Raw genomic sequence first — 26,346 nt, forward strand, 5'->3', positions numbered from 1 at the left:
AAGGCCGGCCACGAAAAACGAGCAAGGCAACAAGCAACAATGAATGTCGCTGTTCGCGGTCACACCGCTACCAAGCAAGCTTCCGAACATTTCGACGTGCTGATCGTCGGCGCCGGCATCTCCGGCATCGGCAGCGCCTATCATCTCACCAAGCAGCTTCCGGGCACGAGCTTCGTCATTCTGGAGACGCAGGCGAGCTTCGGCGGCACATGGATCACACATCGTTATCCCGGTATCCGTTCGGACAGCGATCTCCACACCTTCGGCTATCGCTTCAAGCCCTGGGTCGGACCGCCGATCGCGACCGCCGAAGAGATCCTCGCCTACATGAACGAGGTGATCGAAGAGAACGATCTCGCGAAGCACATTCGCTACAAGCACAAGATCAATTCCGCGAGCTGGTCGAGTGAGCAAAGTCTCTGGACCATCGAGGCGGTAGCGACCGACACCGGCGAGCCGAAGACCTTCACCGCAAACTTCCTCTGGATGTGCCAGGGCTATTACCGGCATTCGGAGGGTTACACGCCAGAATGGAAGGGGATGGACCGGTTCAAGGGCCGCATCGTCCATCCGCAGACATGGCCCGACGACGTCGATCTCACGGGCAAGAAGGTGATCGTGATCGGCTCCGGCGCGACCGCGGCAACACTTGTTCCGAACATCGCGGACAAGTGCGCGCATGTCACGATGCTGCAGCGCTCGCCGACCTATTTCCGGCTCGGTCGCAACGCCATCGAAATCGCGGAGGAGCTGCGCAGGCTTCAAGTCGACGAGGAATGGATTCATGAGATCGTCCGGCGCAAGATTCTGTTCGAGCAGGATGCATTCACCAAGCTTTGCGTCTCCAAGCCGGAGCAGGTGAAGAAGGAGCTGATCGGTCAAATCAGCGCGGTCCTCGGCCCCGACTACGACGTCGAGACCCATTTCACGCCAAAGTACCGGCCGTGGCGGCAGCGCATCGCCTTCGTGCCGGATGCCGATCTGTTCAAGGGGATTGCCAGCGGCAAGGCCTCGGTCGTTACCGACGAGATCGAGTGCTTCGCCGAGAACGGCATCCAGCTCAAATCCGGCAAGCTGCTCGAAGCCGACGTCATCGTCACCGCGACCGGCTTCAACCTGGCCGCCCTGGGCGACATCGCCTTCGAGATCGACGGCAAGCCGCTCGCCTTCGGCGACACCGTCACCTATCGCGGCATGATGTTCACGGGTGTGCCGAACATGGTCTGGGTGTTCGGCTATTTCCGCGCGAGCTGGACGCTGCGCGTCGACCTTGTCGCCGATTTCGTCTGTCGGCTGCTCAGCCATATGAAGGGCAAAGGCGCAAAGAAGGTCGAGGTGAGATTGCGCCCCGAAGACCACAACATGCCGATCCTGCCCTGGATCGATCCGGAAAACTTCAACCCCGGATACATGATACGCAATATGGACCTGTTGCCGAAGCGCGGCGACAAGCCAGAATGGCAGCACAGTCAGGACTACTGGACCGAGAAGGACGAGATTCCGAAGACGGACCTGGACGATGCGGCGTTTGTGTATGGGTGAGGGGATTGCGGGAGCAGCGGCACGCCACGATTGTAAAGCCGTATAGGGCGCGCCGAGCATCGGCCGTCACAGGCGCACGTCACACGATCGGCCGTGAATGTAAGCGGCCTTCCATCGGGCGGTGCCGCGGCTAAGTGGAAGGGCCTTGGCCTGGCGGCCAACGAGCGAGCCAGTTGCTCGCGTCGGAGTGTCACGGCAACTCGCCGGGCATTCTGGCCAAGATTAGTCTTGGTCGCAGCAGTCGCGGTGACCTTCCTTCAGCAAGGATAACGAAGAGGTCACCGCTTCTGCTGCTCAGGCCTTCGCGGCGGCCGCGGCGCCATGGGCGTTCCCGCCATCTTGTTGGCGGTCTCGCTGACGTCGAGCAGCGAACGGCGGATGTCCTCGAGGTAGCTTGCCGATTTCTTCTTCATGGTGTCGGCGAGCTCGTGCAATCCCTGTATCTTCTCGAACAGCTCGTCGGCCTTGCCGTCGACGAAGCCGGGCACCACGCCCTCGATCTTCGTGACGGCCTTGTCGAAGTCCGCGAAGGCGCTGTCGACCTTCGCCATGACGGAGTCGACTTCGCCGCCCTTGCTCCTGAGATCGGCGGTGTAGTTCTCGAATGTGCGCAGGCCCTCCTTGATCGCAGGGGCGTTGCTCACGATCGTACGGTCGACGCTGTGCAGGGCATCGACGATGGACTCGGCATCGCTGAGATCGGCGGTCAGTATGGGAACGCCGTCCAAGTCCAGCGGCACCGGCGGCGCGGAGGGGGCACCCCCGATCAGCGAGATCGCGGCGACGCCCGTGAGACCCTGGAACTCGATGCCTGCGACGGTGTCCTTGCGGATCGGTGCGGTGTTGTCGAGCATCACGAGCGCCACGATCCTGCCGGGACTGTCCAGCTTGATCGACAAGATCTGGCCCGCAGGCACACCGTCGAAATTGACCGGCCCGCCGCGACGCAGTCCGCTGGCGGAGCCGCCTTCGAACACCACGCGCAACTGGCTGCGGCTTTGGATGGTGCGCCATTTCTGCACGCCGAGCAGGACGCCGAACGCCACGGCGATCGCCGCCAGCGTCGCCGTTCCGATCACGAGATTGCTCGCGCGTGCCATGCAGGGAGGATTTTACGGCCAAAGCGGAGAAGTTGGAAGCAGCCCGGATAGACTTTGGCCGCATGTTACGTAGGGCAGGTTAGCGAAGCGTAACCCGCCACGTCTCTCCCATGCAGGAGCGCAAATTCGGGGATTACGCTCCGCTAACCCGGCTCTACCTCATCTCAATGCCCGGCCGCGCGCTTTGCCGCAGCGTTGTTCAGGACGATGAGGGCGTCGACGGCCACGCCCGTCTTGGTGTTGATCAGGAACGGGTTGATGTCGATCGAGGCGATCCGGTCGCCGGCGTCTGCGATCAGGCTGGACAGGCCGACGAGCGCCTTCACTGCGGAGGTCTCGTGCAGCGTCGGCCTGCCACGATAGCCGCGCATCTTGACTCCGGCCTTGGTGCGACCGATCAGAAGCCGCGCCTCGGCCTCGTCCAGCGGCGCGCCGGCGAGTGCGACGTCCTTCATCAGCTCAATGTCGATGCCGCCGGTGCCGAACAGCACGACCGGCCCCATCTCGGCATCGAGCGAGGCGCCGACAACGAGCTCGAGCTCGGCCCTGACCTGCTGCGCGATCAGGATGCCGTCGAGCTTGGGCTTGCCCTTCAGCTTCTTCACCCGAGCCGTGATGTCGGCGAACGCCTTCTTCACCTCGGCGGCACTGTTGAGGTTCAGCACCACGCCACCGATGTCGGACTTGTGCAGGATCTCGGCGCTAACGACTTTAGCGACAACCGGGAAACCGATCTGCTTGGCGATCTTCACAGCTTCCGCCGCCGTCTGCGCAATTGCCTCCTTCGAGATCGGGATGCCGTATGCTTTCAGGAGCTTCTTGGAGGCAACCTCGTCGAGCGCGGCGCCGCTCGCCGACTTCAGCGTCTTCTCGAGCACGGCACGTGCGCCCGGCTTCGAGCGTGAGACGATGTCCGGAACTTCCTTGCGCAGCTTTGCGTAATCGAGCAGCGACTTGATCGCGGTCACCGCGCGGTCCATGCCCTGCATCACCGCCAGATGCGGCAGCGATTTGCGCAGCGCCTTGGTGAACTCGGTGAAGCCGATCGACATCGCGCTGATATAGATCACGGGCTTTGCGGCCCTGCTCGCCATCTCATTGACGATGCGAAGATTGCGCTCGCGCAGCTCGTGCGGCGCCTTCGGCAGCTCAGCGTCGATGATGACGACGTCGATATCGGGATCGTCGATCATCAGCTTGATCGACCTCATGTAGACGGAGGGATCGACCACGGCGGCAAACCCTGCATCGAGTGGATTGCCGACGATCGAGCCCGGGCCGAGCATCTTTGCCAGCTCCGAGCTGACATGGGGGCTCAGCGGCGCGAAATTCAAGCCCACGGCATAGAAAGCGTCGATCAGCATGCCGCGCTTGCCGCCGGACAAGGTGACCGCGGCGAGCCGGTCGCCTCTGGGTGCCACGGCGTGGACGAAGCACTCGGTGGTCTCGATCAGCTCGTCGAGCCCACCGACCCGAATCACGCCTTCGCGGGTTGCAATGGCATCGAATGTCTCGATCGACCCGGCGAGTGCACCGGTATGCGCCATCGCCGCAGCGCGGCCGCCCTCCGACGCGCCGAGCTTGAGCGCGATCACGGGCTTGCTCGCGGCGCGCGCCGCCTTGCACGCGTCGCGGAACGCCTTGGTATTGCGCACGCCTTCGAGATAGACGACGATCACCTTGATGCTCGGGTCCTCGGCGAAATAGCGCATCAGGTCCGGCGTCTCGAGCCCGGCCTCATTGCCGGTCGTCACCATGTAGCCGACGCCGACACCCCGGTCCTCCAGCGCCTGGCGGATCGCCATGACGATGGCGCCGGATTGTCCGGCGATCGCCACCGGCCCCTGCTCCATGGTGACGATACGATCGTCGATATTGGTGAAGAGCTTTTCGCCGGCACTCAAATTGCCGAGACAGTTCGGTCCCGTGACCGCAAGTCCCGTCTCGCGCACGGCTGCTTGCAATTCGGCGGCGAGCTTCTGACTGTCGTCGTCCTGCAACTCGCTGAAGCCCGAGGTGACGATGGTGGCCGAACGCGCGCCGGCCGCGGCGGCATCGCGGATCACCTGCACCGCAGAGCGCGCCGGCACCAGCACCAGGACGTGATCGGGCTGCTCGGGAAGACTGGCAAAGTCCTTGTAGCAAGGGACATCCCAGATGGTGTCGCGCCTGGCGTTGACCGGATAGAGCCCGCCCTCGTAGCCGTACTTGATCAGATTGTTCCAGATGCGCTCGGCATAGTTGCCGGGCTTGTCGGTCGCGCCCACCAGCACGATGTTGCGCGGGTGCAGCATGGCATGGATGCCCTTGACCACGTCGCCGGCGTCGGGTGGGGGAGACCATCGATGGAGAGAAACCGACGCAGCGGACACCTGAGCTTCCATGGCGTGACCTCACCTGTTCTTGTTTTTGGTGGCGCGTCACGCTTTTCTATGGCGAGTTCGCCGCAGTGGCAACCATCAGAAAGGTATGCCGTATGACGGAATGGCGATCCGTCGGTTGCTCCACGCATCGCGGGCCGGCACCTTAGCAGCATCTTCGAGCGGATTGAAAAGCTAGCAGTCGGGATCAATCAAGACGGCGTGCAGGATGTAGCGCTCCGGACCGGCCATGACGGCATCGAACGGCCAACATGTGATCAACACCAGTTCAAACCGCTCTGTCGCGGGATCGATGGCCGATGCATCGAAATGCACCACCGCAGATGAGTCGGCGCGATAGCGAAAGTGCCTGCCGTCGCGGCGGGTGATGTCGATCACGTCGTCAACGGCAACATTCCGCAAGAATCGCGCTCAAAAACCCCCGAGCCGTCTTTGGGAAGGATCGCGCCCGATGACGCCAATCAAGCTTTGTATCGAAAGCATCTGCGACGCACGGTGGAGGAGCGCTTCGCGCTCTTCCTGCCGGGGTAGCCACGCTTTGAATGCATTCGCGCCAAAGATAGCGGCCCTTTCGGCCGCTATCTTGCTTGGGCATGTCGAGCTGATGCGGATTAGCCGCCCGTTTCCGCGCTGATGATATCCCCGAACAGTTCCCACTGACCAGCCTTGAAGCGGATCATCTTGAGCTGCTCGATCGGCGCGAAATCGTTGGCGCCGGTGTTAACCTTGATACCGGGGATCAGCGTGTCCGGCGCAAAGCCCTTCAGGCTGGCAGCCTGCTTCATCACGTTCTCCCGGGTCAGCTCGTCCCCGCACTGCTTCAGCGTCTGGACCAGGGTCTGCGCGGCGGCGTAGCCGTAGACGAGATTGGTATCGGAGACGTTGGCGCCCGGCATGTACTTGTCGATGAAGGCCATGAACTTCTTTATGCCCTCGTCGTCCTTCCATTGCGGGTCGGACGCGTCCTTCAAATAGGTCGCAGACAGCACGCCTTCCGAAGCATCGAGGCCGGCGGGCTTCATCACCGCGCCGATCGAGATCGACACGTCGGTCATCACATGCATCGGTTTCCATTCAAGCTCGGCGATCTTCTTGATCGCCTGCGCCGCGAATTTCGGCGTCGAGATATTGACGAGGACATTGGCGCCGGTGCCCTTCAGCTTGACGATGTGGGAATCGATCGACGGCTCGGTGGTCTCGTAGCTCTCCTCCGCCACGATCAGCGAAGAGGCTTTTTCGCCGAAGATCTCCTTGATGCCGGCGACGTAGTCTTTGCCGAAATCGTCATTGGCATAGAAGATCGCGACCTTGGCATCGGGCTTCGCCTGCAAGATGTACTTAGCGAAGATCCGTGCCTCGACCCGGTAGCTCGGCTGAAAGCCCATGGTCCAGGGAAAACCCTTCGGGTCGTTCCATTTGCTGGCGCCTGTTGCAAGGAAGAGCTGCGGCACCTTCTTGACGTTGTGATATTTCTGCACGGCCGTCTGGGTCGGGGTGCCCAGCGCGTTGAAGACCAGGAACACCTCATCGCTCTCGATCAGCTTGCGAACCTGTTCGACGGTCTTGGGCGGCGAGTAGCCGTCATCATAGGAGATCCAGTTGATCTTGCGGCCGTTGATGCCACCCTGGTCGTTGATCATCTTGAAATAGGCTTCCTCGGTTTTGCCGATGATGCCGTAGGCGGAAGCCGGACCGGAATAGGCTTCGACATTGCCGATCTTGATCTCGGTGTCGCTGGCACCGGTGTCGTATTTCTTTTGCGCGTAGGCACCTTGTACCGAGAGCAATGACAGTGCCGCTGCCGCGGCGAGCAGGGCGAGTTTCTTGTTTTTCATGGCAATTCCTTGGGGCTTTCTTGTGGGTTGGAGCAGGCACTTCGAAAAGAAAAAGCGCCCACGAGGGGGCGCTTTGGTCAGGCGGTGGCGACTTTCTCGTCGACTTCGGAAGCCACCGAGAACTCCTTGCGCAAGGTCGGCTTGTGGATCTTGCCGGTGGCGTTGCGCGGCAGCGCCTCGACGAAGCGGATCTGGCGCGGGCATTTGAAGCGCGCGAGGTTGGCCCCGCAATGTGCGAAAACTTCGGCCTCGGTCAGCTTCTGGCCCGGCTTGACCGCAACGATGGCAAGGCCCACTTCGCCCCATTGCGGATCGGGAATCCCGATCACTGCGGCTTCCGCGATGGCGTTGAGCTGATGCAGGACGTTCTCGACCTCGGCCGGATAGACGTTCTCGCCGCCGGAAATGTACATGTCCTTCCAGCGGTCGACGATGTAGTAGAAACCTTCTTCGTCGACGCGTGTGGCATCGCCCGTATGCAGCCAGCCGTCCGTAAACGACGTCTTGTTTGCTTCCGGCCTGTTCCAGTAACCGGGCGTGATGTTGGGCCCCTTGACCCAGAGTTCGCCGACCTCGCCGACATCGGCATCGCTGCCGTCGGGTCGCACGATGCGGACCTCGGTGTGCAGCACCGGCTTGCCAGCGGAGCCGGCCTTGCGCGCAGCATCCTCGCGATCGAGCACCAGCACGGCCGGCGATGTCTCGGTCATGCCATAGCCCTGCTGAAGCGCGACGCCGCGCGCTTCCCACACTTTCAGCAGCGCCACCGGCATCGGCGCGCCGCCGACACCGCCGACGATCAGCCGGCTGAGATCGGTGGTCGCGAAGGCGGGGTGTTGCGCCATGAACTGGTAGATCGCGGGCACGCCGAAGAAGACGTTGATGCCCTGCGCGGGATCGTTGATGAGGCCGAGCGCAGTGCCGGGATCGAAGGCGCGCATGATCATCACCGTGCCGCCGGCATGCAGCACCGGATTGGTGTAGCAATTGAGACCACCGGTGTGGAACAGCGGCAGCACGGTGAGCAGCACCGAGGACAGTCCGATGCAGGCCGGGCCGCCGAGATTGACGCAATTCCAGAAGGTCATGCCATGGGTGATGGTCGCGCCCTTCGGATGTCCGGTCGTGCCCGACGTGTACATGATGGTCGAGACGTCATCGAGCGTGACTTCTTCGGCGCGGTCGAGCGGTTTGGCGGCGTCGATGCCAGCCTCATAGGACCCGCCGGGGCCGAGCAGCAGGCTGGTTGCGACACCGCAGAGCTTCGCCACGCTCAGCGCCGTCTCGGCCAGGTCGGCGTCGTGGATCATCACCTTCGGCGCGCAGTCGCCCGTGATGAACTGGAGTTCGGGAACGGTGAGGCGGGTATTCAGCGGCACGAAGATGGCGCCGAGCCGTCCGCAGGCGAACTGCACCTCCAGCGTATCGGTGGTGTTCAGCGCCAGCACCGCGACGCGGTCACCGCGCGAGACGTTGAGCGTGTGGCGCAGGAATGAGGCGAGGCGCGAGACACGGGCATCGAGCTGCGAATAGGTGAAGCGGCGCTCACTGGCGAGGTCGATGACTGCCACCTTGCCGGGCGTGCGCCGGCCATGATGAGCGATCCAGTCGTAGTAACGAACGGCCACATATCCCTCCCTCGGCGCTCTTGCGCCGCCATGTTATTTATTGCCATGCACCAGGCCCGGCGTGGCCTTGCTGGGCCAGCCGGAGTTGTGTGCACCATATTTTTGATCCGGAGTTGGCCTGCGAGGAGCGAAAATCGTCTTGCGTCAAGTTGCTGGCGCTTGAAGAGGACCGGCCCTCTCCGGCCAGCCACTTGGCGCAAGTGAAACCAACAAAGTTCCGGCCATGCTGGCCGAGGCGAATCCGTACGAGGCGAGAGTGCCATGAAGAGCCCGTTCTACACTGCGGAGCATGACGCCTTTCGCGATGTCATGCGCCGCTTCGTCGAGAAGGAGATCGCGCCCTTCGCCCATGAATGGGACGAAGCCGGCGAATTCCCGCGCGCGCTCTATCGCAAGGCGGCCGAGATCGGGCTGTTGGGGCTCGGATTCCCGGAGGAATATGGCGGGATCGCCGCCGACCAGTTCATGAAGATCGTGGCGAGCCAGGAGCTCGCGCAGGCTGGTGCCGGCGGTGTCAGTGCCAGCCTGATGAGCCACACCATCGGCTCGCCGCCGATCGCCCGCGCGGCGCGCCCCGAGATCAGGGCGCGTGTGCTGCCGCAAATCCTCGCTGGCGAGAAGATTTCAGCGCTCGCCATCACCGAGCCGGGCGGCGGCTCCGATGTCGCGAACCTGCGCACCCGGGCGCTGCGCGACGGCGATCACTACGTTGTGAGCGGGGAGAAGACCTTCATCACCTCAGGGATGCGTGCGGATTATCTGACCGTTGCGGTGCGTACCGGTAGCGAGGGCGCCGGCGGCGTCAGCCTGCTACTGATCGAGGGCAACAGGCCCGGCCTGTCGCGCACGAAGCTGAAGAAGATGGGCTGGTGGGCTTCCGACACCGCGACGTTGCATTTCGACGAATGCCGCGTGCCCGCCGAAAATCTGATCGGCGAGGAAGGTCAGGGCTTCAAGATCATCATGCAGAACTTCAACAGCGAGCGCATGGGCATGGCCGCGAGCTGCACCGCCTTCGCCCGGGTCTGCCTGGATGAGGCGATTGCCTATGCCAAGGAGCGCAAGACCTTCGGCAAGCCGCTCGCCCAGCATCAGGTGATTCGCCACAAGATCGTCGACATGGCGCAGAAGGTCGCCGCCTCCCAGGCGATGCTGGAGATGCTGGCCTGGCGACTCGAGCAGGGCGAAAGCCCGGTCGCCGAAATCTGCATGATGAAGAATCAGGCGACGCAAACCATGGCCTTCTGCGCTTCGGAAGCGGTGCAGATTTTCGGCGGCGCCGGCTTCATGCGCGGCATCAAAGCCGAGCGCATCTACCGCGAGGTCAAGGTCAATGCCATTGGCGGCGGCACCGAGGAGATCATGAAGGATCTGGCATCGAGGCAGATGGGTTTGTGATTGAGGCTGTCATTCCGGGGCGCAGAGCGCAACGGAGCGAGCCGGGATTCCATCGGGCAGCGACTACCGGAGGGGAATGGATTCCGGGCTCATCGCTCCGCGATGTCCCGGAATGACGAAGGGAAAGACATGCTATTCACCGACCATGACGACATCCGCCGGTCCTTGCAGAAATTCATCGCCAATGAGATCAACCCTCATGTCGATGAATGGGAGAAGGCCGACATCTTTCCGGCGCATGAGCTGTTCAAGAAAATGGGCAGCCTCGGCTTTCTCGGATTGAACAAGCCCGTGGAGTTCGGCGGCTCAGGTCTCGACTACTCCTACGCGCTGATGATGGCAGAGGAGCTCGGGGCCATCACTTGCGGCGGTGTCCCGATGGCCATCGGCGTGCAGACCGACATGGCGACGCCGGCGCTGGCGCGGTTCGGCTCGGACGAGGTGCGGCACGAGTTTCTGGCGCCGTCGATCTCGGGAGACTATGTCGCCTGCATCGGCGTCTCCGAGCCCGGCGCAGGATCGGACGTCGCCTCGATCAAGACCAATGCACGCTCGGATGGCGATGATTACGTCATCAATGGCGGCAAGATGTGGATTACCAACGGCACGCAAGCCGATTGGATCTGCCTGCTGGCCAATACGGGCGAGGGGCCCGTCCATCGCAACAAGTCGCTGATCTGCGTCCCCATGAAGAGCAAGGGCGTCACAATCGCGCGAAAACTCGACAAAATGGGCATGCGCTCGTCAGACACCGCGCAGATTTTCTTCGACGATGTCCGCGTGCCCAAGCGCAACCGGATCGGTGAGGAGGGTAAAGGCTTCACCTACCAGATGATCCAGTTCCAGGAGGAGCGGCTCTGGGGCGCGGCGGCCTGCCTGAAGGCGCATGAATACATCATCGATCAGACCATCGAATACACCCGCAACCGCAAGGCGTTCGGAAAGTCGATCCTCGACAATCAGGTCGTGCACTTCAAGCTCGCGGAGATGCAGACCGAGGTCGAGCTGCTGCGCGCGCTGATCTATCGGGCCGCCGAGCAGCTGGTCGCCGGCGAGGACGTCACCAGGCTCGCCACGATGGCCAAGCTGAAGGCCGGGCGACTCGGCCGTGAGCTCACCGACGCCTGCTTGCAATATTGGGGCGGAATGGGCTTTACCAACGAGACGCCGGTCAGCCGCGCCTATCGCGACAGCCGTCTGACCTCGATCGGCGGCGGTGCCGACGAGGTCATGCTGATGGTCCTCTGCAAGATGATGGGCACGTTGCCCGGCAGTAAAGGAAATGCGTCATGATCACGCTCTACCACTGCGAGGCCGCGCGCTCGTTCCGCCCGCTCTGGATGCTGGAGGAGATGAGGCTGCCCTATGAATTGAAGATGCTGCCGTTCCCGCCGCGGGTGTTCGCGAAGGATTATCTCGGCATCAATCCGCTCGGCACGATCCCCTTCCTGATCGACGGCGAGACGCGGATGACCGAATCCTCCGGCATCTGCCACTATCTCGGCATGAAATATGGTCCGACGCCGCTGATGGTCGGCCCCGAAGATCCCGCCTACGGCGCGTTCCTGAACTGGATGTATTTCAGCGATGCCACGCTGACCTTCCCGCAAACGCTGGTGCTCCGGTACACCCAGCTCGAGCCGGAGGAGCGCCGCAATCCGCAGGTCGCCGGAGACTATGCGAAATGGTTCCTGGGACGCTTGCGCGCCGTTGAGGCAGCCACCGCAAATGCCGAAACCTTGTGCGCCGGCCGCTTCACAGCCGCTGACATTGTCATTGGTTATGCCCTCCGCCTTGCCGACAATATTGGGCTGGCCAGGGATTTCGGGCCAAATGTCGCAGCCTATTGGGCGCGCCTGCAGCAACGCGACGGCTTTAAGCGCGCGGTTGCTGCGGAACAGAGGGCAGGCGTCGAGCAGAACGTCGCACCGCGGGTGCGGGCGTAAGCTTCAGCCCGTCATTCCGTGGCGGTGCGCAGCATCGAGCTACGGCGCATCGTTGCGCACCTGAGAATCTCGGGGTTCCGGGTTCGGTCCTGCGGACGGCCGCGGAATGACTGGCCGTGTCTTTTGACAGCGCTATCCTATCGTGACAGCGCCCAAATTTCCGCTAAGGTGACCTCCGTCCGCAGCGGCCAGAGAGCCGCGCGAGGAGGACCCCAATGGAAGATACAGGTCGCGAATCCGACCATTTGATGCTGATCACGCCGGAACGGGTATTCTATGCCGGCCTGCTCGGCCGCCCCCGCAAGCGGACCCCGGGCTGCTGCCATATCTATGTCGCGGTGAAGGGCAGCCTGCATCTGACGATCGACGACGTCCATACCTCCGACGAATTGATCGTGACCCTGCCCAACCAGCGGCACACCATCGCCAGCGATTATCGCAGCGTGATCAGCGTGACGTTGGAGCCTGAGAGCATGCCGGATGGTGTGATCGAGGCTTTGGCCGGGCGGCTGCGGGGACCGGACAAGACTGCCTATGCCCGCAAGATCCTCGCCGCCTACGCGCTACTTCGCCAGCGCCGCTACGGCGACATCACCACCGCCGAGTTCGACGAGATGTGTTTTGGCGAGGCACTGCCGCGCCGCGTGCTCGATCCGCGCGTGATCCGCGCGGTCGCGCGCATCGAGCGCTTCTCCGGCGAGCCGGTCACGGCCGATACTTGCGCAGCCGAAGCGGGATTGTCCGCCTCGCGCTTCCTGCACCTGTTCAAGGAAGAGACCGGCATCTCGTTCCGGTCCTTCCGCGCCTGGAAGCGTGCGCGGCATCTCTTGCACTACGCCAACCAGGACCTCAACCTCGCCCATCTCGCGCAGGACATCGGCTATCCCGATTCCACCCACTTCAGCCACTCGATACGCCGCTTCTACGGCCTGAAGCCGCGCGCGATCTTCGTCGGCTCACGCGATCTCGCGATCTATCGCAGCACCGAGACGGTGCGGATGGCCGAGGCGAGTTAGCGTCCCTCTCGTAGGGTGGGCAAAGGTGCAATGCGCCATGCCCACCACCTGTCCCGGATCGCGATAGAAGAGGTGGGCACGCTTCGCTTTGCCCACCCTACGAAGCTCGTCGTTTTCCAGCTTCTCCGCGCAAGAAGCCGCATGCCGCGCGTCACATGATCGGAAGCGTTGAATTCTCAACGTGCGAGACACCAAGTCATGAGCGTCAAGGCATGAGCGACAAGGCCGTCATCACCTGCGCGCTGAACGGCGTGCTGACCGATTCGAAGCAGCACAACGTGCCTGTGACGCCCGAAGAGATGGCGCGCGAGGCCAAGGCTGCGTTCGACGCCGGCGCGTCCATCATGCACATTCATCTGCGCCAGCAGGCGCCGAACAAGGGCCACTTGCCGTCCTGGGAGGTGAGCGTCAGCAAGGAGATCCAGCAAGCGATTCGCGAGGCCTGCCCCGGCGTGATCATCAACCACACCTCGGGCGTGTCAGGGCCGAACTACTCAGGCGCGCTCGATTGCATTCGTGAGACGAAGCCGGAGATCGCGGCCTGCAACGCCGGCTCGCTGAACTATCTGAAGGTCAAGGCTGACAACAGCTGGGCCTGGCCGCCGATGATGTTCGACAACGCGGTCGAAAAGGTGAAGGACTATCTCGATGTCATGAACGCGGTCGGCACCATTCCCGAGTTCGAATGCTTCGACGTCGGCATCGTCCGCTGCGTCGGCATGTACCACCAGGTCGGCATGTACAAGGGGCCGCTCGAATATAACTTCGTGATGGGCGTCGCCTCAGGCATGCCGTCTGATCCCGAGCTGTTGCCGATCCTGCTCAAGCTGAAGCGGCCCGAAGCGCATTGGCAGGTCACGGCCATCGGCCGCGAGGAGATCTGGCCGCTGCACCAGCGTTGCGCCGAGCTCGGCGGCCATCTACGCACCGGTCTCGAAGACACCTTCTATCTCGCCGACGGCAAGAAGGTGACGTCGAACGGTCAGCTGATCGAAGCCGTCGCTGCCTGTGCCCGGCGTGCCGGCCGCGAGATCGCAAGCCCCGCCGAGGCGCGGAAGATCTTTGGGACGAAGCGCTGAACGTCGGTCCGGGGCGCGCGAAGCGCGAACCATGGTGCCCAATTGCGCACCTGAGAACCTCGAGATTCCGGGTTCGATGCTTCGCATCGCCCCGGAATGACGGAGTAAATTGTGTCCATTCTCGAAAACACCATTTCCCCCGGTAGCGCAGCCTACCACGCCAACCGCGACGGCATGCTTGCGCTGATCGACCGTATGCGCGCGCTGGAAGAGCGCACGCGGGCGGCGTCGGCGGCAGCGAAAGATCGCTTCCACAAGCGCGGCCAGCTTCTGCCGCGCGAGCGCGTCGCGCTGGTACTCGATCCCGGCGCGCCGTTCGTCGAGCTGTCGACGCTCGCCGGCTACAGGTTCGACGTGCCGGATCCGGACAAGAGCGTGCCCGGCGGCGGCGTCATTGCCGGCATCGGCTTTGTCTCGGGCGTCCGCTGCATGGTCAGTGCCAACGACGCCGGCATCGATGCCGGTGCGCTGCAACCTTACGGACTCGACAAGACGCTGCGGGTGCAGGAACTCGCGCTGGAGAACAAGCTGCCTTACGTCCAGCTCGTCGAAAGCGCCGGCGCCAATCTGTTGCGCTACCGCGTCGAGGATTTCGTCCGCGGCGGCAACATTTTTCGCAATCTCGCGCGGCTCTCGGCAGCGGGATTGCCGGTCGTCACCGTGACGCACGGCTCATCCACCGCCGGCGGTGCCTATCAGACCGGCCTCTCCGACTACATTGTCATGGTCCGCGGCCGCACCCGCGCCTTCCTTGCCGGGCCGCCGCTATTGAAAGCCGCGACGGGCGAGATCGCGACCGAAGAGGAGCTTGGCGGCGCCGAGATGCACACGCAGGTATCCGGCCTCGGCGACTATCTGGCCGAGGACGATCGCGACGCACTTCGCATCGCACGCGAAATCATGGCGGCGCTGCAATGGGACCGGCCGGGCAAAGCGGCTCTGCACTTCAAGCCACCGCGCTACAACCAGGACGAGCTCCTCGGCATCATGCCGATGGACCACAAGCGCCCGGTCGACATGAAACAGGTGATCGCGCGCATCGTCGACGATTCCGATTTCACCGAGATGGCGCCGAATTATGGTCCGGCCACGGTCTGCGGCCATGCCCGCATCGAGGGTCAGGCTATCGGCATCATCACCAACAACGGTCCGCTCGATCCCGCCGGCGCCAACAAAGCGACGCATTTCATCCAAGCCTGCTGCCAGACTCGCACGCCGCTGCTCTATCTGAACAACACCACCGGCTACATGGTCGGCAAGGCTTACGAAGAGGCCGGCATGATCAAGCACGGCTCGAAGATGATCCAGGCCGTGACCTCGGCGACGGTGCCGCAGATCACCCTCTATTGCGGCGCCTCGTTCGGCGCCGGCAATTACGGCATGTGCGGCCGCGGTTTCCATCCGCGCTTCTGCTTCTCCTGGCCGAATGCCAAGACCGCCGTGATGGGCGGCGAGCAGGCTGCAGAAACCATGGCGATCGTGACCGAGGCCGCTGCCGCGCGCCGCGGCAGACCGGTCGAGAAGGACAAGCTCGAGGCCATGAAGGCTGAGATCATCGGCGTGTTCGACGGTCAGATGGACGTGTTCTCGACCAGCGCGCGCGTGCTCGACGACGGCGTGATCGATCCGCGCGACACCGGCGCAGTGCTGTCCGAAGTGCTCGCGATCTGCCGCGAGGGTGATGCACGCACACCCCAGCGCATGCAATTCTCCGTGGCCCGCCCATGAGGAACGGATCAGTGCAGCACCGGCCGTTTTTCAAGGTCCTGATTGCCAACCGCGGCGAGATCGCTCTGCGCGTGATGCGCAGCGCGCGACGACTCGGCCTTGGTGTCGTCGCGGTCTATTCAGATCCCGATCGCGACGCCCTCCATGTGCGCCAAGCCGATCAAGCCGTGCGGATCGGCGAGGCGCTGCCGGCGCAATCCTATCTCAACATCCCCGCGATCATCGCCGCCGCCAAGGCGAGCGGCGCGGACGCTGTCCATCCCGGTTACGGCTTCCTCGCCGAGAACGAGGCGTTTGCGCGCGCCTGCAAGGAGGCGGGCCTCGTCTTCATCGGCCCTTCGCCGCAGGCGATCGAGGCGATGGGCAACAAGGCGGGCGCCAAGGAGATCATGAAGAAGGCCGGCGTGCCCGTCGTGCCCGGCTATCAGGGCGTCGACCAGGGTGACGAGGTGATGCTGTCGGAAGCCACAAGGATCGGCTTTCCCGTGATGATCAAGGCGGTCGCCGGCGGCGGCGGACGTGGCATGCGGCTCGTGACCGATGCAGCATCTTTTCCCGATGCGCTGCGCAGCGCGCGATCGGAGGCCAAGGCGGCGTTCGGCGATCCCACGGTCATCCTCGAACGGGCCATCCAGAACCCCCGCCATATCGAAATCCAGGTGTTCGGCGACAGCCACGGCAACGCCATCCATCTCGGCGAGCGCGATTGTTCGGTGCAGCGGCGGCACCAGAAGCTGATAGAGGAGGCGCCGTCGCCCGCCGTGACGCCGGAACTGCGCGCGAAAATGGGCGAGGTCGCCGTCGCTGCCATGAAGGCGCTGCGCTACGAGGGCGCCGGCACGTTGGAATTTTTGCTCGACCAGAGCGGCGAGTTCTACTTCATGGAAATGAACACGCGGCTCCAGGTCGAGCATCCCGTGACCGAGGCGATCACCGGGTTCGATCTCGTCGAGCTGCAGCTGCGCGTTGCGCGCGGCGAGCCGTTGCCGGTGAAGCAGCAGGATATCCGCTTCGAAGGCCACGCCATCGAGGTGCGGCTGTGCTCGGAAGATGCCGCACACGATTTCATGCCGCAGTCCGGCCGCATGGCGCGCTGGCAGGTGCCGGAAGGTATCCGCGTCGAGCATGCGCTGCAATCAGGCGCGGAGATCCCGCCGTTCTACGATTCCATGATCGCCAAGGTGATCAGCCATGGCACGACCCGCGAGGAGGCGAGGGGCCGGTTGATCGTCGGCCTCGAACAGCTCACGGCGTTTGGCGTGACCACCAATCAGGCATTCCTGATGTCCTGCCTGCGTCATCCTGGCTTTGCCCGGGGCGAGGCCACCACCGCCTTCATCGGCTCGCACCGCGATGAACTGTTTGCGCCGCGGACGGCCGCCGCCTTTGATACGGCGCTGGCCGGCCTGCTGCTCTACGCCACGAACCCGTGCGCGCCGTCATGGCGAACTGGACGGAGCCTTGCGACAACGTTTCCGCTGCCGGCAAAAGTCGAGATCGCAGGCCACACGCATGAGCTCGAAATCACGCGGGAGCGCGACGGGTGCTACGCCGTCGCAACGGATGGTCGGCAAGATCGATTCGAGATCGACCAGATCGATGCCGATGCCATCCGCTTCCGCCATGACGGCGTGATTGACAGCGCCAAATTCCTGCGCGATGGCGACCGGCTCTACGTCCAGCGCCGCGGCATCCATCTCGCGGTCGTCGATCTTACCCTGGCCGCGCCGAAGGCTGCCGCGAGCAATGGCGGTGACGGCAAGGTCCGCGCGGCCCTGAATGGTCGCGTCGTCGCCGTCCTGGCCAAGCCGGGCGATCGCGTCACCGCGGATCAGCCGGTGCTCACGCTGGAAGCGATGAAGATGGAGCACGTTCACAAGGCCGGCATCGACGGCATCGTCGCAGCGATCGATGTCGCCGAGGGCGAGCAGGTGACCACTGGGAAGATCATGGCTGAGATCGGGCCGGGGTAGCGGCGGCAAACTAACTTAACGCCCATGGGCCTTCACCGGGACGACATTAGAGAGGCCGCCCCGTCCCGTTATTGAGCAAACACGCGACCTGGTGCCCGCCGGCGGCATCCACCAGTGCCGGCCGTTCCACTCTGCACCGCTCCATCGCAAACCGGCAGCGCGTGTGAAACGCGCACCCCGAGGGCGGATTGACCGGGCTCGGCACGTCGCCATCGACCAGCGGCGCAAGTTTCTTCGCAAGCGGATTAGGGACCGGCACCGAGGCGAGCAGCGCCTGCGTGTACGGATGGCGCGGATTGCGGAACAGCTCGTCCTTGTCGGCAATCTCGACGATTCGCCCGAGATACATCACTGCGACGCGGTGGCTGATATGCGCGACCACGGCGAGATCATGCGCGATGAAGAGATACGAGAAGCCGTGCTGCCGCTGTAGATCGATCAATAGATTGATCACTTGCGCCTGGATCGAGACGTCGAGCGCGGAGACCGGCTCGTCGCAGACGATCAGCCGCGGCTCCAGTGCCAGTGCCCGCGCGATGCAGATGCGCTGACGCTGGCCGCCGGAGAATTGATGCGGGAAGTTGCGCATCTGGTCTGGCCGCAAGCCGACTTGTTCAAAGAGCTTGGCGACGCGCCCCTCCAGCGCCTTGCCAGTGGCGAGTCCATGCACGGCCAGCGGCTCGCCGACGATGTCGCCCGCGGTCATGCGCGGATTGAGCGAGGCAAAGGGGTCCTGAAACACGATCTGCATCGAGCGGCGGTGCGGCCGCAGCGCCGTCTTCGAGAGATGGGTGATGTCCTCGCCCTCGAGACGAATTTGCCCTGAGGTCGGCTCGACCAGCCGCAGCACGCTCCGCGCCACCGTGGACTTACCGCAGCCGGATTCGCCGACGAGGCCGAGCGTCTCGCCGGTGCCGAGTGAAAACGACACGCCGTCGACCGCATGAACCGTGCCGACCTGCCGGCGCAGCACGCCGGCGCGGACCGGGTAGTGCTTTTTGAGGTCGGTGACTTCGAGCAGCGCTTCGGTCATGCCACCTCCGCCACTTCCGCCGCGCGCCAGCACGCCGCGAGATGGCCGCCGCCCCAGTCCGCCAGCGGCGGATACTCGGCCTCGCAACGCTTGATCGCGAGCGGGCACCGTGGCGCGAAGGCGCAGCCTTTCGGCAACCGCACCAGCGACGGCACGGTGCCGGGAATTTCGTTCAGCCGCGGCGGTGCGGCGACGCCGGACGCCGGCACGGCTGGAATCGAAGCCATCAGCCCACGCGTATAGGGGTGCTTTGGCGATGCAAACAGCGCTTCGACGCCGGCTTCCTCGACCTTCCGGCCCGCATACATCACGATCACGCGCTGCGCGGTTTGCGCGACGACGCCGAGATCGTGCGTGATCAGCACCAGCCCGGTGCCGAGCTCCTTCTGAAGGTCGAGAATCAGCGCCAAAATCTGCGCCTGGATGGTGACGTCGAGCGCGGTGGTCGGCTCGTCCGCGATCAGCAGCGCGGGCCGGCACGCCAGCGCCATCGCGATCATCGCGCGCTGGCGCATGCCGCCGGAGAGCTGGTGCGGATATTCCCGTGCGCGCCGCGCCGGCTCAGGGATGCGCACCAGCCGCAGCATCTCGACTGCGATATTCCCGGCCTCCTTGGCCGACAAGTTCCGGTGCAGCCGCACCGCCTCGGCGATCTGGTCGCCGATCCGCATCACCGGATTGAGCGATGTCATCGGCTCCTGGAAGATCATGGAGATGCGGTTGCCCCTGATAGCACGCATTTCCGCTTCATCCAGCGCTAGCAGATCGGTGCCTTCGAGCGTGACTGAGCCGCCGACAATGCGGCCGGGCGGATCGGGCACCAGCCGCATCAGTGACAGCGCCGTAACGCTCTTGCCGCAACCGGATTCGCCGACGATCGCCAGCGTCTCGCCGCGCCGCACTGTGAACGAGACGTCGTCAACCGCCTTGAAGAGGCCCGAATTGGTGAAGAACACCGTCTTCAGGTTCTTCACGTCGAGCACGAGATCGAATTTGTCAGCCATCAGCCGCGCTGCCGGGGATCGAGGATGTCGCGGAGGGCGTCGCCGAACAGATTGGCGCCGAATACCGCGAGGCTGATGGCGATGCCCGGGAAGATCACCAGCCACGGCGCAGTGCGGACATATTCGGCAGCGGATTCCGAGAGCATACGCCCCCACGACGGATAAGGTTCGGGAATGCCGAGGCCGAGGAAGGACAGCGAAGCCTCGGTCAGGATGGTCGAGCCGAGCTGGGCCGTCGCCAGCACGATCAGCGGCGCCAGCGTGTTCGGCAGCACGTGGCGCAGCGCGATCCGCATCTCGCTCATACCGATCGATTTTGCCGCTTCCACGAAGGGCTGTTCGCGCAGCGCCAGCGTGTTGGCGCGGATGACGCGCGCGACCGTTGGGATCAGCGGAATGGCGATGGCGAGGATGACGTTCGGCAGCGACGGACCCAGCGCCGCCGTCATCACCAGCGCCAGCACGAGAAGCGGCAGCGCCTGGAGAACATCGGAGACGCGCTGGAACACGAGATCGACCCAGCCGGAGAGATAGCCGGAGGTGAGGCCAACGATCACGCCGATCGAGCCGCCGAGCGCCGTGGAGCCAAGCCCGACCGCGAGCGAGATCCGCGCGCCGTGGATGATACGGCTGAACACGTCGCGGCCGAAGGAATCGGTGCCCATCCAGTGCGCAAGGCTCGGGCGCGCCAGCGCTCGGGCGGAATCGACCGTTAGCGGATCGTAGCGCGCGATGAAATCGGCGAAGATCGCAGTCAACACGAAGATCGTCATGATGACGAGCCCCGCCGCGCCCAGCACGTGCCGCTGCGTCATGAACAGCACGCGCCTCCAGCCGCCGGTCGCATGTGCGCCGGCGCGCCTTAATTCGAGATCATAGTCGATCGCAGTCAAGCTGATCTCCTAGTCCGTATACCTGATCCGCGGGTCGAACACCGCGTAAAGCATGTCGACGGTGAAATTCGCGAAGACGACGACGACCGCAATGAACATCACGAGGTTCTGCACGATCGGGTAATCGCGCCAGCGGATCGCCTCGACCAGGAAGCGGGCGACGCCGGGGATGTTGAACACGGTCTCGGTGACGATCAGCCCGCCGATCAGGAACGCCGCCTCGATGCCGATCACGGTGATGACGGGCAGGATCGCGTTCTTCAGCGCGTGGTGATAGTTCACGGCAGCATCGGATGCGCCCTTGGCGCGGGCGGTGCGGATATAATCCTGCCGCAGCACCTCCAGCATCGAGGAGCGGGTGATGCGCATGGTCAGCGCGGCGCTGCGGAAGCCGACCGCGGCCGCCGGCACGGCATAGGTGGCAAACGCTTCGAGCCAGGTCTGCGGATTGGGATTGAAGATCGGCATCTGCCCGAACATCGCCACCGACGCGGTCAGGATCAAAAGGCCAAGCCAAAACGAGGGCAGCGACAATCCGCTGAGGCTGACGACACGCAGGGCATAGTCGAGTTTTGTGCCCTGCTTCACGGCGCTGATGACGCCGAGCGGGATGCCGATGGACGCCGAGAACAACAGCGCAAGGCCGGCAAGCCGCGCCGTGATCGGAATCCGCGGCAGGATCTCCTGCAGCGCCGGCTTCTCCGAGACGTAGGAATAACCAAAGTCGCCGCGCAGAAGACCGCCGATCCAGTGCCAATATTGCACGATCAGCGGTTGGTCGATGCCGAGCTCCTTCTCCAGATTGGCCTTGTCGGCGGGATCGACGTAGCCGGCCGCTGCGAACAGAATGTCGACGATGTTGCCGGGGACGATGCGCAGCAGGAAGAAGATGACGATCGAGATCCCGAACAGGGTCACGAGCATCAGGAACAGGCGCCGCACCAGATAGGAAAACATGCACCGCCTCCTATCGAACCCGTCAGCTGCCCGCGCTACTTGTCGATCCAGACGTCCTCGTAGCGAAAGCCGTTATAGGAGCTGTTCGACATGATCGTGATCCCCTTGACATAGGGCTGCCAGCAGGTGCCGGCCCGCGCATGGAAGATGATCGGCCGGGCGACGTCCTCCTGCAGCTTCTTGTCGATGTCCCAGACCAGTTGCTTGCGCTTGCCTATTTCGATCTCTTGGGACTGCACGTCGAACAGCTTCTCGATCTCCTTGTTGCAGTAATTGGTGTAGTTCCGCTCCGAACCACAGGAGTAGTTTTCGTAGAATGACTGATCGGGATCGTCGACGGAATTGCCGGTCAAGTTCAGGCCGAGCATGTAATCCTTGCGTGCGACCTTCGGGAACCAGTTCGCCGTCTCCACGACGTCGAGCTCGCCGTCGATATAGATGCTCTTGAGCTGGTCGATCAGGATCACCGCGGGATCGCGATATTCCGCGAGATTGCGCGTCGAGACCTTCACCGCGAGGTGCTTGTCGGGGCCGTAGCCCGCCTTCTGCATCAGCTTCTTGGCCTCCTCCCGGCTCGCGTTCACGTTCGGGCCATAGCCTGGAATGGTCTCGAGCTTGTCCTTGGGCATGCCCCAGATGCCCTGCGGCGGCGGGAGCATGGTGCCGCCGATATCGGCCTGGCCTTCGAACAGGATGTCGACGAAGGCTTTGCGGTCGAGCGCCATCGCCATCGCCCGGCGAATATCGATGTTGTCGAATGGCGGGGACGCCGAATTGACGATGATGTTGGTCGAAACGTTGGTCGGCTCGACGGCGCAGATCGCGTTCGGCGCCTGCGACTTGATGTCTTTGAGGAGCGGGATGGTAATGTGCGTCGGGAAGGTCATGTCGAACTTGCCGGCGACGAAGGCGAGGATGGCAGTCGAGCGGTTGGTGATGATCGTGTACTCGATGCCGTCGAGATAGGGCAGGCCCTTCTTCCAGTAGTCAGGGTTTCGCGTCAGCTTGATCGATTCATTGGCCTTGAACTCGACGAATTTGAACGGGCCGGTTCCGACCGGGTGGGTGCGCATGTCGGCCGGCGAGACGTGACAGGGATAGATCGGCGTATAACCGGATGCGAGCATCGCCAGCAGCGACGGCTGTGGCCGTTTGAGGTCGAATGAGACCTCGAAATCGCCGTTCGGCGCGACGTCGTTGACCTCGTTGTACCAGGCCTTGCGCGGATTCTGCCGCAGCTTCTGCTGCGATTTGCCCATCAGGAGATCGAAGGTGCATTTGACGTCGGCCGACGTGAACGGCTTGCCATCGTGCCACTTCACGCCCTGACGCAGCTTGAACGTCAGCTTCTTGTTGTCGCCGCTCCAGGACCAGCTCTCGGCCAGCTCTGGCCTGACGGTCTCAGGGCTGTTCTGCGCTATGTGCTGATCATAGATGACCAGATTGTTGAACACCCCCATGAAGGGCACGTTGATCGAATAGGTCGCGCCCTCGAGGATGGACGCATTGGCCGGGCTGTCGCGATGATACATCCGCAGGATACCGCCCTGCTTGGGCTCGCCGGCAAGCGCAATGGTCGAAAACGCCAGCAAAGATAGCGCCGCCGTCGCGGCGAGCGCCCGCACGCTCCGCATCCTCGTCCTCCCTGGACATCGGCCTTTTGGCCTGTTTGAGGGGACGATAGCGATGGGCGTGAAGGGAGGCAACCGGCAAGGCCGTCCACGCTCTCGACAATTCGGATGACGGAAGGCCGCGGCGCTGTTCTCTCACGATGTCACAGTGCGGTGCGAAGGACGGTTCCTTTCGGGGCGCAGCCAACAAACGCCAGCGTTGTCCCAAATCGGTGCGCGCTGGGACAACAACCGAGTTTGTGGCTGCGCCTCACACGATACGCGACGCCTTGTTCCCCCAGTACCTGTCCCGCAGCAGCCGCTTGTACAGTTTCCCCGTCGGCAGTCGCGGCAATTCCTTTTCGAAATCGACCGAGCGCGGCACCTTCTGCCGCGACAGCGATTTTGCGCAGAACGCGATCAGCTCTTCCGCGAGCGCCGGGCCCGGCACCACGCCTGGCATCGGCTGCACCACCGCCTTCACCTCTTCGCCGAGATCGGCATTGGGCACGCCGAACACCGCGGCGTCGGCGACTTTCGGATGGGTGATCAGCAGATTCTCGCATTCCTGCGGGTAGATGTTCACGCCACCGGAGATGATCATGAAAGTCGCGCGATCGGTGAGGTAGAGGAAGCGGTCCTTGTCGACATAGCCAACGTCGCCGACCGTGCTCATGCTGCCGTCGGCAGAGCGCGCCTCCCGGGTCTTTTCGGGATCGTTGAAATATTCGAACGGCGAGGCCGTCTTGAACCAGATCTGCCCAGGCGTGCCGGTCGGGCACTCCCTCATGTTCTCGTCGAGAATGTGGAGGTCGCCGAGCAGCACCTTGCCAACCGTGCCGCGATGGGCGAGCCACTCCTCGCTGTTGCAGGCGGTGAAGCCGAGTCCTTCGGTGGCGCCGTAATATTCGTGGATAATCGGTCCCCACCATTTGATCATGTCGTCCTTGACCAGGGCCGGGCAGGGCGCCGCGGCATGGATCGCGATCTCCAGCGAGGATAGGTCATAGCGGATGCGTACTTCCTCCGGCAGTTTCAGCATGCGCGAGAACATCGTTGGCACCAGCTGGGTGTGGGTGATGCCCCATCGTTCGACGAGCTGGAGGTAACGTTCCGGATCGAAACTCTCCATGATGACGACGGTCCCGCCCATGCGGATCGTGAGGTTCACGGCAGCTTGCGGCGCGGAGTGATACAGCGGTGCCGGCGATAGATAGACCATGCCCTCGCGGTAGTGCCAAAGTTTCGTGAGGAAATCGAATAGCGGCAGATTGTGCTTTGGCGGCTCCTCCGGCAGCGGTCGCAGGATGCCCTTGGGCCGTCCGGTCGTGCCCGACGAATACAGCATGGCGGTGCCGAGCCACTCATCCGCGATCGGCGTTGTCGGCAGACCGGCGGTCACGTCGGCCAGGCCGACGATGCGCTCGCTCTCGCCAGGACCGTCGGCGACGACGCAGAGCCTGACGTCGGGGCAAGCCTGTATGGCTTCGCGCGCGATGTCGAGCTTCGCCATTGACGTGATCAGGATCTTGGACTGGCTGTTGACGAGGAGATAGGCGAGCTCGCCCGGCGTCAGGAAGGAGTTGATGCAGGTGTAGTAGAGGCCAGAGCGCTCGCCCGCGGCGCAGGCTTCGAGATAGCGCGAATTGTTCTCCATGAAGATCGAATAATGATCGAGCCGCTTCAGGCCGTGCCTACGAAACAGATGCGCGAGGCGGTTACTGCGCGCCTCCAGCTCGCGATAGGTGACGGTCTCGTCCGTCGCCGCCATGATGAAGGCAGGCTGAAGCGGGCGTAGGCGGGCATGCTGACCTGGGTACATCAGTCCTCCGGCTTTGGATCATGCGGCAAGAAGCAGGATTTCGCGCACTTGCGCGGGGCCATCGATCTTGCGGGGATTTCGCGGGATCCAGTTCGTGCGCATCGCCTGTTCGGCGATGGCGTCGAAATGTTCCGGCGATACGCGCACCTCGGCGAGGCTGCGGGGCATGCCGAGCGAGCGGATGAAGGCATCGAGCACGTCGGCGGCATTTTGGCCGGGGAAGCCCATGGCAGCCGCGACGATCATCTGGCGCTCGGCATTGTCGCGCGCATTCCAGCGCATCACCGCCGGCAGCATGACGCAGGAGGTGTAGCCGTGCGGCACGTCGAAGGCTGCGCCCAGGACGTAGCCGATGCCGTGGCTCGCGCCCATGGGAACGCCGGCCGAAAGCGCGCCCATCGACAGCCATGTGCCGATCTGCGCATCCATCCGCGCGTCGAGATCGGCGGGATCGGCCTTCACCCGCGGCAGCGCATTGGCGAGCATGGCGAGGCCCTTCACCGATTGCGCGTCGGCGTAAGGGTGCGTTTCGCGCGAGCAGATCGCCTCGACGCAATGGTCGACGGCGCGAATGCCGGTGGACAGAAACAGCCATTCCGGCGTGTGCACGGTGATAGCGGGATCGAGGATGGTTGCGCGCGGCACCGTGAGCGGATGCCGCAACATCTGTTTCACATGCGAGCTGCGGTCGGTCACGCCCGCGATGGCGCTGAACTCGCCGCCGGCAATCGTGGTCGGCACGCTGATCTGCCGCACGCTCGGGGCGGTCAGCTCGGGCGCGATGCCCTTGTGGACGCGGATGCGCTCGATGCCGCCGATATCATCGATGCCATTGGCGAGGCAAAGCTGCACCGCCTTGGCGCCGTCGGTGATGGAGCCGCCGCCGACGGTGACGATCAGATCCGCGTTCACCTCGCGCGCCGCATGGGTAGCCGCGATCACAGCCTCGCGCGGCGTATGCGCCGGCATGGCGTCGAACAGGCCGGCGCAGCGCTCGCCGAGCGCCTGCCTAATCTTTTTGATTTCGTCGGTCTTCCGGTTGAGCGTGCCCGAGACCATCAGGAAGGCGCGGCGCGTGCCCAGCCGGTCCATCTGCGCGACGATGGCTTCGGCCGCAGGATGGCCGAACACAACCTCCTCGATCGCGCCGTAAACGACACGTCCCTGGTGCACGCCTGTCCTCCCTGGACAATTCGTCTTTGTTTTAAGAGCATAATCTAGCCGAGCCGCTGGTGTCCGTCATGCGCGAAGACGCTGGCCGCTTCTCACCGTCCAGGGAAGTGCCGAGCATGGCTTTTCGTCACCCATCTCGCACTGCCCGTGTGCGACCGTCTCCGTCTCTGTCAACCCACCATCCGGTCAGGGCCGCTTCCCCAGCCTTGCGTCCGCCGTCGTCTTGAA

General features: G+C 63.6%; 19 protein-coding genes and 2 pseudogenes. 9 read left to right on the top strand and 12 right to left on the bottom strand.

Annotated features, from left to right (window positions below; translation table 11 throughout):
* Nucleotides 1–39 precede the first annotated feature (39 nt).
* Nucleotides 40–1,542: an NAD(P)/FAD-dependent oxidoreductase gene (locus IVA91_RS10410; protein WP_247281939.1), complete on the top strand. Its 1,503-nt coding sequence runs from the start codon at nt 40–42 to the stop codon at nt 1,540–1,542.
* Nucleotides 1,543–1,820: 278 nt separating this feature from the next.
* On the opposite strand, the gene IVA91_RS10415 is transcribed toward IVA91_RS10410, so the two are convergent.
* The 3 genes and pseudogenes from IVA91_RS10415 to IVA91_RS10425 form a co-directional block, all read right to left on the bottom strand.
* On the bottom strand, nt 1,821–2,642 hold the full coding sequence (locus tag IVA91_RS10415) for an MlaD family protein (RefSeq protein ID WP_247281938.1): 822 nt from the start codon (nt 2,640–2,642) through the stop codon (nt 1,821–1,823).
* Between the two features lie 164 nt (nt 2,643–2,806).
* Nucleotides 2,807–5,026 (bottom strand): acetate--CoA ligase family protein, encoded by a 2,220-nt coding sequence (locus IVA91_RS10420; protein WP_247281937.1) that lies wholly within the window; start codon nt 5,024–5,026, stop codon nt 2,807–2,809.
* Between the two features lie 171 nt (nt 5,027–5,197).
* Nucleotides 5,198–5,431: pseudogene (locus IVA91_RS10425) on the bottom strand (sortase); the annotation flags it as partial.
* A 15-nt stretch (nt 5,432–5,446) separates the two neighbouring features.
* On the opposite strand from IVA91_RS10425, the pseudogene IVA91_RS10430 reads away from it, so the two are divergent.
* Nucleotides 5,447–5,554 (top strand): annotated as a pseudogene (locus IVA91_RS10430) (transcriptional regulator); the annotation flags it as partial.
* An 80-nt stretch (nt 5,555–5,634) separates the two neighbouring features.
* Here the strand turns inward: IVA91_RS10430 and IVA91_RS10435 are convergent.
* Both IVA91_RS10435 and IVA91_RS10440 read right to left on the bottom strand, forming a co-directional pair.
* On the bottom strand, nt 5,635–6,858 hold the full coding sequence (locus IVA91_RS10435; RefSeq protein WP_247450631.1) for an ABC transporter substrate-binding protein: 1,224 nt from the start codon (nt 6,856–6,858) through the stop codon (nt 5,635–5,637).
* 77 nt (nt 6,859–6,935) lie between these two features.
* Entirely contained in the window at nt 6,936–8,486 is a 1,551-nt protein-coding gene (locus IVA91_RS10440) for a long-chain fatty acid--CoA ligase (protein ID WP_247281935.1), read from the bottom strand.
* A gap of 261 nt (nt 8,487–8,747) precedes the next feature.
* Here IVA91_RS10440 and IVA91_RS10445 point away from each other — a divergent pair, with 261 nt between their 5' ends.
* From IVA91_RS10445 to IVA91_RS10475, 7 genes are all read left to right on the top strand, one after another.
* On the top strand, nt 8,748–9,884 hold the full coding sequence (locus IVA91_RS10445) for an acyl-CoA dehydrogenase family protein (protein WP_247281934.1): 1,137 nt from the start codon (nt 8,748–8,750) through the stop codon (nt 9,882–9,884).
* 129 nt (nt 9,885–10,013) lie between these two features.
* Nucleotides 10,014–11,177 carry an acyl-CoA dehydrogenase family protein gene (locus IVA91_RS10450; RefSeq protein ID WP_247281933.1) on the top strand — a complete coding sequence of 388 codons (1,164 nt, stop codon included), beginning with the start codon at nt 10,014–10,016 and terminating at the stop codon, nt 11,175–11,177.
* On the top strand, nt 11,174–11,830 hold the full coding sequence (locus tag IVA91_RS10455; RefSeq protein WP_247281932.1) for a glutathione S-transferase family protein: 657 nt from the start codon (nt 11,174–11,176) through the stop codon (nt 11,828–11,830). The genes IVA91_RS10450 and IVA91_RS10455 overlap by 4 nt, the downstream gene beginning before the upstream one ends.
* A gap of 215 nt (nt 11,831–12,045) precedes the next feature.
* Nucleotides 12,046–12,846 (top strand): AraC family transcriptional regulator, encoded by an 801-nt coding sequence (locus tag IVA91_RS10460; protein ID WP_247281931.1) that lies wholly within the window; start codon nt 12,046–12,048, stop codon nt 12,844–12,846.
* Nucleotides 12,847–13,058: 212 nt separating this feature from the next.
* A complete protein-coding gene (locus tag IVA91_RS10465; protein WP_247281930.1) occupies nt 13,059–13,925 on the top strand; it encodes a 3-keto-5-aminohexanoate cleavage protein in 867 nt (288 codons plus the stop codon).
* Nucleotides 13,926–14,036: 111 nt separating this feature from the next.
* Nucleotides 14,037–15,653: an acyl-CoA carboxylase subunit beta gene (locus tag IVA91_RS10470; RefSeq protein WP_247281929.1), complete on the top strand. Its 1,617-nt coding sequence runs from the start codon at nt 14,037–14,039 to the stop codon at nt 15,651–15,653.
* Complete coding sequence (locus tag IVA91_RS10475; RefSeq protein WP_247281928.1) at nt 15,650–17,626, top strand: acetyl-CoA carboxylase biotin carboxylase subunit; 1,977 nt, start codon at nt 15,650–15,652, stop codon at nt 17,624–17,626. The genes IVA91_RS10470 and IVA91_RS10475 overlap by 4 nt, the downstream gene beginning before the upstream one ends.
* Before the next feature lie 46 nt (nt 17,627–17,672).
* Here the strand turns inward: IVA91_RS10475 and IVA91_RS10480 are convergent, their stop codons facing one another.
* From IVA91_RS10480 to IVA91_RS10510, 7 genes are all read right to left on the bottom strand, one after another.
* Nucleotides 17,673–18,659, bottom strand: coding sequence for a dipeptide ABC transporter ATP-binding protein (locus tag IVA91_RS10480; RefSeq protein ID WP_247281927.1), 987 nt, complete (start codon nt 18,657–18,659; stop codon nt 17,673–17,675).
* Complete coding sequence (locus tag IVA91_RS10485; RefSeq protein WP_247281926.1) at nt 18,656–19,663, bottom strand: ABC transporter ATP-binding protein; 1,008 nt, start codon at nt 19,661–19,663, stop codon at nt 18,656–18,658. The genes IVA91_RS10480 and IVA91_RS10485 overlap by 4 nt, the downstream gene beginning before the upstream one ends.
* Nucleotides 19,663–20,556, bottom strand: coding sequence for an ABC transporter permease (locus tag IVA91_RS10490; RefSeq protein WP_247281925.1), 894 nt, complete (start codon nt 20,554–20,556; stop codon nt 19,663–19,665). Before IVA91_RS10490 ends, IVA91_RS10485 begins: the two co-directional genes overlap by 1 nt.
* A 9-nt stretch (nt 20,557–20,565) precedes the next feature.
* On the bottom strand, nt 20,566–21,513 hold the full coding sequence (locus tag IVA91_RS10495; protein WP_247281924.1) for an ABC transporter permease: 948 nt from the start codon (nt 21,511–21,513) through the stop codon (nt 20,566–20,568).
* Nucleotides 21,514–21,548: 35 nt separating this feature from the next.
* Complete coding sequence (locus IVA91_RS10500) at nt 21,549–23,147, bottom strand: ABC transporter substrate-binding protein (protein ID WP_247281923.1); 1,599 nt, start codon at nt 23,145–23,147, stop codon at nt 21,549–21,551.
* A 247-nt stretch (nt 23,148–23,394) separates the two neighbouring features.
* Nucleotides 23,395–24,945, bottom strand: coding sequence for an AMP-binding protein (locus tag IVA91_RS10505; protein WP_247281922.1), 1,551 nt, complete (start codon nt 24,943–24,945; stop codon nt 23,395–23,397).
* 18 nt (nt 24,946–24,963) lie between these two features.
* Nucleotides 24,964–26,118, bottom strand: a complete 1,155-nt coding sequence (locus tag IVA91_RS10510) for an iron-containing alcohol dehydrogenase (RefSeq protein ID WP_247281921.1) — start codon at nt 26,116–26,118, stop codon at nt 24,964–24,966.
* Nucleotides 26,119–26,346: the final 228 nt, after the last annotated feature.

The sequence above is a fragment of the Bradyrhizobium sp. 153 genome, from assembly GCF_023073835.1.
Lineage (GTDB): Bacteria > Pseudomonadota > Alphaproteobacteria > Rhizobiales > Xanthobacteraceae > Bradyrhizobium.